Annotated in this window: 6 protein-coding genes; 5 read left to right on the forward strand and 1 reads right to left on the reverse strand. The window is 71.2% G+C overall.

What is annotated here, in order from left to right; translation table 11 throughout:
• Nucleotides 1-17: 17 nt before the first annotated feature.
• Nucleotides 18-4,103: a discoidin domain-containing protein gene (locus FBY22_RS15485; protein ID WP_142146000.1), complete on the reverse strand. Its 4,086-nt coding sequence runs from the start codon at nucleotides 4,101-4,103 to the stop codon at nucleotides 18-20.
• Nucleotides 4,104-4,415: 312 nt separating this feature from the next.
• On the opposite strand from FBY22_RS15485, the gene FBY22_RS15490 reads away from it, so the two are divergent.
• The 5 genes from FBY22_RS15490 to FBY22_RS15510 all read left to right on the forward strand — a co-directional run bounded on the left by FBY22_RS15490 (nucleotide 4,416) and on the right by FBY22_RS15510 (nucleotide 11,855).
• Nucleotides 4,416-6,557, forward strand: coding sequence for a glycoside hydrolase family 27 protein (locus FBY22_RS15490; protein WP_142146002.1), 2,142 nt, complete (start codon nucleotides 4,416-4,418; stop codon nucleotides 6,555-6,557).
• A 115-nt stretch (nucleotides 6,558-6,672) separates the two neighbouring features.
• Entirely contained in the window at nucleotides 6,673-7,962 is a 1,290-nt protein-coding gene (locus FBY22_RS15495) for an ABC transporter substrate-binding protein (RefSeq protein WP_142146004.1), read from the forward strand.
• A gap of 1 nt (nucleotide 7,963) precedes the next feature.
• Nucleotides 7,964-8,899 carry a carbohydrate ABC transporter permease gene (locus tag FBY22_RS15500; RefSeq protein WP_142146006.1) on the forward strand — a complete coding sequence of 312 codons (936 nt, stop codon included), beginning with the start codon at nucleotides 7,964-7,966 and terminating at the stop codon, nucleotides 8,897-8,899.
• Nucleotides 8,899-9,762, forward strand: a complete 864-nt coding sequence (locus FBY22_RS15505) for a carbohydrate ABC transporter permease (protein ID WP_142146008.1) — start codon at nucleotides 8,899-8,901, stop codon at nucleotides 9,760-9,762. The genes FBY22_RS15500 and FBY22_RS15505 overlap by 1 nt, the downstream gene beginning before the upstream one ends.
• Nucleotides 9,759-11,855: an alpha-galactosidase gene (locus tag FBY22_RS15510; protein WP_142146010.1), complete on the forward strand. Its 2,097-nt coding sequence runs from the start codon at nucleotides 9,759-9,761 to the stop codon at nucleotides 11,853-11,855. The genes FBY22_RS15505 and FBY22_RS15510 overlap by 4 nt, the downstream gene beginning before the upstream one ends.
• Nucleotides 11,856-11,892 lie beyond the last annotated feature (37 nt).

Here is an 11,892-nt window from a genome sequence, read left to right on the forward strand (position 1 = left end):
ACCAGGCAGTTCGGCGTTCAGGAGTGCAGCACGGCGACCGGCCCGTTGTAGGCCTGCGCCGTCAGGACCGGCCGGTCCGACGAGTGCGCCCCGGCCGGCCACGACAGCCGGACGGTCCGGGACTCGCCCGGGAGCAGCCACAGGTAGTTGTCGCTGTACAGCGTGGGCAGCACCCGGTCGCCGCCCGGCTCCTTGAGCAGTGACAGCCGGACCATCGCGGCCACCGCCGAACCCTGGTTGCGGATCACCGCCGTCAGCTCCCGGCGGTCACCGGCGCCCGTCACCCGTGTGATCGAGCCCGTCAGCCTGACCTGCTTCGCCTTGTTCAGGGCACGCAGCGCGGCGGCCTCGCGGTAGCGCCAGTAGGTGTTCCGCGACACCTCCTTGCCCCGGGAGTCCCGCAACGTCAGCCGCAGCAGGTGCAGTTCGGGCAGGCCGTCCGTCCAGGGGACGGTGAACGCCTTGGTCGTGTCCGCTCGCGACACGTCCACATCGGCGGTCTTCTTCCCGGCCAGCTCACGGCCGTCCAGGTCGTACAGCCGGGCGGTCACGGTGGCGCCGCGCAGGTCGGCCGAGGTGTGGTTCACCGCGAGGACCTGCCACTCCACGGGGTCGGCCTGCACGTGCAGCGGCTCGCAGCCCGAACGGGCGCCGTAGTACATGCCGTTGACGTCGAAGTCGTAGTCGTAGGTCTGCCACACCGCGCTGTGCCAGGCCGGGTGGGACATCCACAGCATCAGTCCGCTCGCGTTGTCCCACAGGTGGGCGTTCCACGCCTCGAACATGGCGCGGGCGTTCTCGTAGTTGACGAACTGGGCCTTGCGGGCGAAGTCGTCGAGGTCACCGGCTTCGCCGAGCCGCGCCTCGATGGCCGCCCTGTAGTTCTGCGGTGCCTGGTTCCCGTGCTCGCTCCAGTCGTGGTAGTACCAGGCGCCCCGGATGGGCCACTCCGGCTCGTCGCCCGTCATGCTGCGGACCCCGGCCGCGGTGGAGACGACCGGCATGCCGATCTCGGTGTGGAAGCCGAAGTCACGGCTGCCGTAGGTCATCGCGTCGAAGTACCTCTCCGGCTCCACCCAGCCGTAGGGGCCGCCGCCGGTGACGACGCCGCCCGCCGAGTTGTTCTGGTAGAGCAGCCCGGGCACCTGCTGCTCCACGGCCTCGCGCATCCCCTTGTCGACGGTGGCAGGGGGATTGCCCTCGTTCGCGCCGCACCACACCACCACACTCGGGTGGATGCGGTAGCGCAACACGGTGTCCCGGGCCAGCGAGACGAACGCCTCGTGGTCCGGCGGGTCCATGCCCCAGGCGTTGGGGAAGTCGTTCCACACCAGGATGCCGTGCCGGTCGCAGGCGGCGAAGAACTCCTCCCGGTCGCTGCTGCCGACCCAGTTGCGGATCATCGTGAAGTTCATGTCGCGGTGCATGCGCACCGCCGCTTCCATGCGCTCCTCGGGCATACGGCGCAGGAGCTCGTCCCAGCCCCAGTTGCCGCCGCGGGCCAGCACGCGCACGCCGTTGACGCTGATCTTCAGCGGATCGGGGTCGTTCGACACGGACTTGACGTCGGTCCACGTCTCGCCGTCGTCGGACACCTGGATCGTGTACGACTTCGGGTACGCGCTCTCCCAGACGACGGCGACGCGGTCGAACGCCCGTGAGGAGCCGAGGTCCACCTGGATCCACTGGTGGTCCTCGTAGGCGGAGGACCAGCGGGTGCCCGGGTCGCCGTCGGTGGCGTGGGCGGCCGGGTGGTCGGGGTCCTCGGTGGAGGCGGTGGTCTCGCGGTGCAGGGCGAGGTCGGTGCCCGGGTCGCCGCGGTCGATCACGGCGAACGACCACAGCGAGTTGCCCCAACTGGTGTTGCGCAGACCGCAGGCGAGACGGACGTGGCGGGCGGTCCGCCGGTCGAAGTCCTCGATCTGGAGGCTGGCGTTGCCGTTGTTGAAGGGCAGCGGCACCGCACCGTTGTCCACCGCCTTCACGTCGGTCCAGTCCGAGCCGTTCGAGGAGACCTGGACCGCGAAGGTCTTCGCGTAGGCCTGTTCCCAGGTGAGGTCGACCCGGTCGAAGGACTGGGGGGTGCCGAGGTCGACGCCGATCCACTGGTCGTCCTGGTAGGCGGAGGACCAGCGGGTTCCGGCGTCGCCGTCGGTGGCGTGGGCGGCCGGGTGGTCGGGGTCCTCGGTGGAGGCGGTGGCCTCGCGGTGCAGGGCGAGGTCGACGCCCGGCCGGTTGCTGTCCTGGACGGACAGGGTCCACAGGGAGCTGCCCCAGGAGGTGGACCTGGTCAGGCATCTGATGCGAACGTGCTGGGCCTGTTGCCGGTCGAAGGTCACGGTCTGGGTGTAGGCGTCGCCGGACGAGGTGAACACGAGCGGTATGTCGTACTCGTAGCCGAACTGGCGGATGCCGAAGCGGGTGGTGCGCCCGTCGCTCTCACGGCCGTTCACGGAGGCGGTGAGGGTGAGGTCGTGCAGGGTGGCCTCGCCCAGCCCGTTGGGCCACCACAGTTCGGGGTCGCGCAGCCTCAACTGACCGAAGACGTCAGGGGTGAAGGAGACGTCGAGGCTCTCGCCGGCCTTGACCGTGACGGTCCTCGCCACCCGTACCCCGTCGAAGGCCGCCGTGACCGTCGCCCGCTGGTCGGCGGTGCCGGCGTTGCGCACGGGGACGACCAGGGTCACTTCGGCCACCGACAGGTCGGGCAGCTTGGGCAGGACGGTGTCCACGCGCGGGTCGCCGATGACGACATGCCCGGTCGATCTGAGCCGGACGTGGTTCCAGATGCCGGCCGCCCGGTCGCGCACGGCCGGCATCCAGTCCCAGCCCGAAGAGGCCAGGTATGTCGGAGAGTTGAGGTTCATCTGCTGGGCGCCCGCGTCCACCCAGGCCTCGCCCAGCGGTCCCTTGTCGCCGGGGCTGCCGGGCACCGGCATCGGCGTGATCCGCACCGCGAGGGCGTTCTCGCCGTCGGCCGACAGCTGCCGGGTGACGTCGAAGGCGGCGCGGGCGAACGGGTACGTCAGATCGCCGACGCGAGCACCGTTCAGCCACACCTCGGCCTTGTGGTTGACGCCGTCGAACTCCAGCCAGACATGCCTGTCGGCGCCGGTGCGCACGGCGCGGGGCAGCGCGAAGTCGCGCTTGTACCACCATGCGTGGCGGGACAGCGCCTCCGGGACGCGCAGGTTGTTCAGGCCGGCCACCGGGTCGGGCAGCTTGCCCTGCTCCACCAGCGAACCGAGCACCGTGCCGGGAACCGTGGCGGGCAGCCAGGCGCTGGTGTCGACGGACGTCTTCGACAGTTCGGCGCCGTCCGCCCCGGCCCAGTCGTCCAGGGTGAGGCGCCAGCCCGACTCCACCGGCACGGTTCCGTCGTCGGCGACCGTGAGCTTCGGTGCCTCGGTGTGCCGGGTGCCCCAGTCGGTCCAGCCCGTGACGGCGGGGCGGTGGCCGTCGGGGGTGCCGTACACCTCGAACCCGTTGAGTCCGAGGGGCAGCGGGCTGGAGCGCTTGTGCGAGGTCAGGCGCACCCAGCGCGCCCGCACCGGGCGGGCGAGCTTGATGTCCACGATGCCGCCGGTGCCCGCCGTGGTGCGGTGGACGGAGGTCCAGGTGCTGTCGTCCAGGGAGGTCTCGACGACGAAGACGAGCGGGTAACTCGACTGGATCTCCTTGCCGGTGGTGCCGCTGTGCACGTTGCCGCCGGTCGGCGGCGTGTAGACCGGGTCGGAGGCGTCGGCCTCGAAGGTCAGGCGGATCTCCGTGACCTCGCAGGCCGCCTGGAGATCGATGGCTATCCACTGCGGGTCGCCGTCCTCGGCGCGCCAGCCGCTGCCGCGGACTCCGGGCGACGAGAGGCGGTCGACCACGAAGGAGCCGGGTGTGGCGGCGTAGGCCGTCGAGGACACCGAAACCGGCCGGTAGAGCGCCAGTTCACCGCGCACGCCGGGGGCCGCGGCGGGTGCTTCGGCAGGAGCCGCGGCCGCGGTCGGCGCGGGCAGCGCGGAACCGAGACCGATGGCGGCCAGCAGGGTGGTCCCCGTGGCGAGGACGGTCCGCCGTGACGTTGGGCGCGACGAATCCGACTGATCGTTCATGAGCGTGACGTCCCATCGAAAAGCGGCACAAGCCAGAACATTTCAGTCTCGCACCGTGCTATGACAACGTTGCCAAAGGCTGATTGCGGGAGTGTCCGATGTCAACCCCTGTGACGTGGATCGGGGTTGAGAGCGGATCAAGAGCCAGGCGTTGCTGGAGGTCTGCGATGTCGCGACTGCTAGTAAATTAGGAATTAATCTTGACAGGCTCCCGGCCGCGGGCCCACAGTCTTCGCCGTGACGCCGGGCCCTCCGCCTCCGGACACGGCCCGCCCTCACGTCTTCCCGCTTCCCAACCATCGGGAGAGGCACGTGACTTCCCAGTTGCCGGCACACAGACCCTCGCGGCACCGGTCCTCGACCCTGATCATCGGCGCGGCGACAGCCGTCCTGACCGCGTCCGGCATCGGCCCGGTGACGGCCGACACCGGGGCCGACCAGGGCACACCCGCCTACTACGACAGCGGCTTGGCGCCCACCCCGTACATGGGCTGGAACACGTATTACGGTCTCGGCGCACCCACCGAGAGCGAGGTGCGTGCCGTCGCCGACAAGCTGGTCAGCAGCGGTCTGCGCGACAGCGGCTACGACATCGTCTGGCTCGACGGCGGCTGGCAGGCGGACAACCCGCGTGACGCGCAGGGGCGGTTGGTGGCGAACCCCGACCGCTTTCCGTCCGGCATACCGGCCCTGGTGTCCTACCTGCACAAGCGCGGGCTGCGAGCCGGAATCTACACCGACGCCGGCGAGTACGACGGTGGGAGGAGCTGCGGTCTGGGCAGCCGGGGCCACTACGAGGCGGACGCCCGGCAGTTCGCCGACTGGAAGATCGACGCGATCAAGGTCGACTTCCTGTGCGGGATCGGCGCCGAGCTCGATCCAGGGCCGGCGTACAAGGAGTTCGGCGACGCCGTCGCCAAGTCGGGCCGCAGGATGCTGCTGAACCTGTGCAACCCGCTGACCGACGACTGGGGGCTGCCGCACACGCCCGAGCAGGACGCGCACAACACCTACGCCTACGCTCCGACGATCGCCGACTCCTGGCGCACCGGAACGGACATCGCCTGGGGCACCCCGAGCCCGGGGGAGTGGCCCAACATCCTGCGCAACATGGACGCCAACGCATGGCACCCCGAGGCGCAGGGGCCCGGCCACTACAACGACCCCGACTACCTCATCCCCATGCGCCGCATGGCCGACGGGTCGCTGGAGCTGACGCAGGAGGAGTCCACCACCCAGTTCGTGATGTGGGCCGAGATGTCCTCCCCGCTCGTCCTGGGATCCGACCCGCGCACCCTGTCCCCGGCCATGATCGCCACGCTGCGCAATCCGGAGATCGTCGCGGTCGACCAGGACCCGCTCGCCGTCCAGGGGGTCCGCGTCGCCACGGACTCCGTCGGTGACGTCTACAGCAAGGTGCTCTCCGGCCGAGGCCGCCGAGCCGTCGTCCTGCTCAACCGCTCCGACCGGCCGGCCGCCCGCACGGTGACGTTCGCCGACGCCGCCCTGGGCGGCCCCGTCCAGGTCCGTGACCTGCGGGCGCGCGCCGATCGCGGCACCCACACGGGGTCGTACACCGTGGAGGTCCCCGCCCACGGCACCGCGTTCCTCAAGCTCACCGGACAGGACGCGCTGCCCGGCACGAGCCTCGGTGTGAAGACCTCGGCGAGCCCGGCCGTGGTGCGTGACGGCGACACGCTGACAACCTTCTACCGCGGGCCCGGCGGCACGCTCGTCCAGCACACGGCGGACGGCACTCGTCCGGCGCGCGTCCGGGATCTGTCAGGTCCGGTCGGGGGGCGGATCCTCGGGCAGCCCGCTGCCTACGCCTCCGCCGGCGGCCGCATCGACGTCTTCGTCCGCGGCACCGACGACCACGCCTACCGCAGGGTCTTCGCGGGCGGCCAGTGGGGTGCCTGGCAGGACCTGGGCGGTCGCCTCACCGACGCGCCCACCGTGGCGTTCACCGACCCCGCGCACTGGACGCTCGTCGCGCGCGGCGGCGCCGGAGACGTCGTGCGGCGCGGCCCCTCGTCCGCCTGGTCGTCGCTCGGCGCGCCGGACGACCGGCCGGTGTACGGCAGGCCCTCGGCGGTCGTCGACGCGAGCGGGCGGGTCCATGTGGCCGTACGCACCGCCGCGGACGACGTGCGCACCATCGTGCGGGACGCCTCCGGGAAGTGGTCGGACTGGACGTCGCTCGGCGGCACGGTGAGCGGCAGTCCGACCCTCGTCGCCGTGGGGGACGGAGTGGTGCTGTACGCGAGGGCGGCCGACTACACGCTCTGGCAACAGCGGTACGAGAGCGGGGCGTGGCAGGGCTGGACCAAACGGGAGGAGTTCCCCAGCGCGGCCTTCGACGGCGCGCTCGGAGCGGTCGCGGGGCCCGACGGCTCGGTCGACGTGGTGTTCCGCGGGGTCAACGGCTCCGTCCACACCACCCAGTTCAAATAAATTAGTAATAAATCTTGACGTGGCGTGATCACCACGCGACGCTTGATCCGCCGCGAGCCGGGCCCGGCCGCCACGAAGGCCGGGCCCGCCGCCCGCAACCCGCACGGGAGCCCGAATGACCCACCACCTGCCCAGCCGCCGGCACGTCCTCGCCGGACTCGGAGCCGCCGGGACAACGGCACTGCTCAGCGGCTGCGTCACCTCCACCTCCTCCGGCACGACCTCCTCCAAAGGCGCGGTGACGCTCCAGTCGAACCTGTCCGCACCGCAGGCCAAGGCCGCGATGCAGGACCTCGTCGCCGCCTACGGCAAGAAGGGGAAGGGACAGGCCGGCCTGAACACCGTGGCGGCGGAGACCTTCCGCACCCAGCTGCCGACCTACCTGACCTCCGCCAACCCGCCCGACGTGTACACCTGGTACCCCGGCTCGGTGGCGGACGCCTACGCGAAGAAGAACCTGCTCCTCGACCTGGACGAGGTCTGGAACTCCTCACCCGACCTCAAGAAGTACTCCAAGGCCCTGAACAGCCTGTGCACCGCGAGCTCCGGCAAAAAGGTCTTCGTCCCCACCACCTACTACTGGTGGGGCATGTTCTACCGGAAGTCGAACTTCGCCAAATGGGGCGTCAGCGCACCCACCACCTGGGACGACTTCCTCGACCTGTGCGACAGGCTCAAGGCCGAGGGAGTGGCCCCGATCGGGCTCGGCGCGGGCGGCGGTACGGCCTGGGTGGCCTCGGCCTGGTTCGACTACCTCGACATCCGCGTCAACGGCGCCGCCTACCACCGCGAACTCCTCGCCGGAAAGCACCGCTTCGACGACCCCGAGGTGCGCAGGGTCTTCGACCGCTGGCGTGAGGTACTGCCCTACTTCGACCCCGACGGCACCGCCGTCGCCTTCCAGGACGCCACCACCGCCCTGCTCAACGGCCGCACCGGCATGATGCTCATCGGCACCTTCTTCGCCGACGCCGCACCCAGGGACGCCCTCGACGACATCGACTTCTTCCGCTTCCCCGTCATCGACTCCAAGATCCCGCTCGCCGAAGAGGCCCCCACCGACGGTTACTTCGCCAGTGCCCGCACCGGCCGCCGGGAGCAGGTCTTCGACCTGATGCGCTACCTCGCCACCGCCGAAGCGCAGGAGATCTACATCAAGGGCTCCTCCGGCACGGTCCTGCCCTGCAACCCCGCCGCCAAGGACGCCGGCACCGCACTGGTGAGCAAGGGCCGCAAGCACATCGAGGAAGCCGTCGAGATCACCCAGTTCTTCAACCGCGACTCCAGCGACGCCCTGCAGCCCACGGCGGACACCGCGCTGACGAAGTTCATCGCCCGCCCCAACGACGTCGGCGGCATCCTCACCCAGTGGCAGCGCGACGCCGAGAAGATCTGGAACGCCTGACATGGCCGTCCTGACCGCACCGCGGCACACACCCCCGGCCTCGGTGCCCGCACACGGCGGCAGGGCCCGGGGGCCCCGGCGCACACCGCCCCTTGTCCTGGCCTTCGTCCTGGTCCCTCTGCTCGCCGAGGCCCTGTGGGTCTTCTGGCCCGCCCTCCAGGGCTTCTACCTCGCGCTGACGCGCTGGGACGGAGTGTCGGCACCGACGTTCGTCGGTCTCGGCAACTTCCGCGAGATGGCCGGCGATGACGTCTTCCGCAGCGCGGCCGGCCACACCGTGCTGTGGCTGCTGCTCTTCGGCGGCCTGTCCGCCCTGCTCGGCCTGGCCGCCGCCCTGCTGCTGCAGCAGGAGCGCCGGGGCGTCGGCTTCTACCGCGCGGCCCTCTTCCTGCCGGTCGTCTTCTCCCTCGTCGCCACCGCCCTGGTCTGGCAGGCCGTCTACCAGCCCGACGGCGTGCTCAACCGCCTCCTGGAATCGGCCGGACTCGGCAGCCTGCGCCACGCCTGGCTCGCCGACCAGGACACCGCCCTGTACGCGGTGATCGTCCCCGCCCTGTGGCGGCAGATCGGCTACGTGATGGTCCTCTACCTCGCCGGCCTGAAGGGCATCGACCCCGCCCTGTACGAGGCGGCCAAGGTCGACGGCGCCGGACCCTGGCAGCGCTTGCGCCATGTGACGCTCCCTCAGCTGCGCAGCGTCAACGCCGTCGTGCTGTCCGTCATCGTCATCGACTCGCTGCGCTCCTTCGACGTGGTCTGGTCGCTGACCCGCGGCGGCCCCTACCACTCCTCGGAACTGCTGAGCACCTACATGTACTCCACCGCGTTCCAGTCCCTGCGCCTCGGATACGGCTCGGCCCTCGCCGTCGTCATCTTCCTGCTGGCCTTCGGAGTCATCGCCGCCTACCTGGTGCGGGCCTTCCGGGAGGCCGACTGATGTCCGCCGCGACGCCTCACACCTCCGCCGGGGCGCTGCGCCGCCGCAGGGCCGCCACCGCCGGCTTCCACCTCGGCGCCGGAACCCTGGCCGTCCTGTGGCTGCTGCCCATCCTCCTGGTCCTCGTCACCAGCCTGCGCTCGTTCAACGACATCGCCGCGCACGGCCTGGGCAGTTGGCCACGCTCGTTCACCCTGGACAACTTCCGCCAGGCCTGGGTCGACGGCGGCCAGCAACGCGCCCTGATCAACAGCCTCGCCGTCACCGTCCCCTGCGTGCTGCTGACCCTCGCGCTCGCGGCCATGGCCGCCTTCGCCCTCAGCCGCTACGACATGCCCCTGCGCCGATTCCTGCTGCTGCTCATGCTCGGCGGCAACCTGCTGCCCCCGCAGATCCTGCTCATCCCCGTGTCCAGACTGAGCGAGATGATGGGCGTCTACGACACCCTGCCCGCCCTGATCGGCGTGCAGATCGGCTTCGGCGTCGGCTTCTACGTCTTCGTCCTGCACGGCTTCATGCGGGCGATCCCCGTCGAGATCCAGCAGGCGGCCGTCATGGACGGCGCCGGCCCCTGGCAGATCTTCTGGCGCGTCATCCTCCCGCTCACCCGGCCGGCGCTCGCCGCGCTCAGCGCACTGTCCTTCACCTGGATCTTCAACGACCTGCTGTGGGCGATCACCGTCCTGCGCAGCGACAGCCGGATGCCGATCACCGCGGCCCTCATCGGGCTCCAGGGACAGTACGTGTCCATGTGGAACGTCATCGCCGCCGGTTCCGTCGTCGCCGCCGCCCCCACGGTGGCCGTGTTCCTGCGCTTCCAGCGCCACTTCGTGGCCGGCCTGAACCTCGGAGCGGTCAAGTGACCCCGCCCCCGCGCTGGATTCTGCGCACCGACCACAGCAGCTACACCGTACGGCTCTCCGCGGACGGCCCCTGGGCGGAACTGGAGGCCTGGGGACCGCACGGCGTGGAGGTGGGGCCGCCGGCGCTGGACTGGTCCCACCGCACGCACTTCATCACCCCCGCCGACGCCGCCCCCGCCGAGTACCTGCCCCACGGGCTGCGGCCCTTCTCCGAGGCCGACCTCGTCGCCGCACGGCCCGGCGCCGAACGCGGCGTGTGGTGGACCTTCACGGGGGCCGAGCAGGACGGCGGCGGGCTCCGGCTCACCTTCACCGACGACGTCCTCGGCCTGCGCACCACCCTGTGCTACGCCACCGTGTCCGACACCGACGTCCTGCACCGCTGGACCGAACTGACCTGCACGGGCGAGGAACCGCTGCGCCTGGAGCGGTTCGACTCGGCCGCCGTGACCGTCCCGGTGACCACCGCGGCCAGGCTGACCTACCTGACCGGCCAGTGGTCCCAGGAGTTCCAGCGCACCCAACTCGACCTGAGCCGCGGCACGTTCACCATGGGCAGCACCCAGGGCGCACCCAGCCACGCGTACGCGCCATGGCTCGCCGTCCAGGACGCCGGACAACCGGACGCCGCCTACGGCATCGCCCTCGAATGGCCCGGCAACTGGCACATCAGCGCACACGCCGAGCCCGGAGGCACCGTACGGGTGCGGGCCGGACGCGTACCGCACGAGGGCGTGGTGCACCTGGCTCCCGGCGCAACCCTGACCACCCCCCGCGTGGCCTGCGCCTTCAGCGCCGACGGACTGGACGGGCTGTCCCGCGTCTGGCACCGCTACGAGCGTCTGCTCGCCGGAGAGCGCCTGCACCGCCCGCGCAAGGTCCTGTACAACTCCTGGGAGGCCACCGGCTTCGACGTCGACGCCGCCGGACAGCTGGAGCTGGCCAAGGCGGCCGCGGACATCGGGGCCGAGCTGTTCGTGGTGGACGACGGCTGGTTCACCGGCCGCGCCGACGACACCGGCGGACTGGGGGACTGGCATCCCGACCCGGCGGCCTTTCCGCAGGGGTTCGGCCGGTTCGTCGACGAAGTGCGCGCCCTCGGGCTCGACTTCGGGCTGTGGATCGAGCCGGAAGCCGTCAGCCCCGCCAGCGGCCTGTACGCCGAACACCCGGACTGGGTCTACCGCATCGACCACCGCCCGGCCCGCCTGGTGCGCAACCAACTGCTGCTCGACCTCGGCCGGACCGACGTCCAGGACTTCGTGATCGCCACCCTGGACCGGCTGCTGGGCGAGCACGCCATCAGCTACCTGAAGTGGGACCTGAACCGCCCACCCACCGAACGCGGCCGGCCCGGTGACGTACCCGCCGACCACCTCGACCTGGACGCCGGGCACGTCGCCGGCTACCTGCGCGTCCTGGACCACCTGCGCGCCGCCCATCCCCACGTCACCGTCGAGGGCTGCGCGGGCGGCGGCGGCCGGATCGACCACACCACGCTCGCCCGCACCGACGTCGTCTGGCCCAGCGACAACACCGCCCCCCTGGACCGCCTGCGCGTCCAGTTCGGCTTCCTGCACGCCCACGCGCCCCACGTGATGAGCTCCTGGGTCACCGACGCGCCCGGCGTCTTCGACCCGCGCCCGCGCAGCCTCGCCTTCCGCTTCGTCACCGCGATGTGCGGTGTCCTGGGCATCGGAGCCGACCTGCGCGAGTGGGGACCGGGGCAGAGCGCCGAGGCCGCCCGCTGGATCGCGCGGTACAAGGAGGTCCGTGACGTGATCCACCACGGTGACGCACACTTGCTGGGCACACCGGAGGACCCGACCTGCGGGATCCAGTACGACGCCCCGGACGGCAGCCGCACCGTCGTCGCCGCCTTCAGCACCGGCCGCCTGGACGGCGCCCCGCTCCTGCCCGGCCGCGCCGCCCGGCTCCGCCTGCGGGGCCTGGATCCGACGGCGCGCTACGACGACACCGCGAGCGGTGTCACGTACGCGGGCGCCCATCTGCTCCACTACGGTCTGCCGTTCGCCTGGAGCGCCGCCCACGACGCCGAGTCGGTGGTGCTCACCCGGCACCCGGCCGGCTGACCCGCATCCGTCCCACCGCCGGCCCGAAGGAGCCCGA

The sequence above is a fragment of the Streptomyces sp. SLBN-31 genome (assembly GCF_006715395.1).
In the GTDB taxonomy this organism is placed as follows: domain Bacteria; phylum Actinomycetota; class Actinomycetes; order Streptomycetales; family Streptomycetaceae; genus Streptomyces.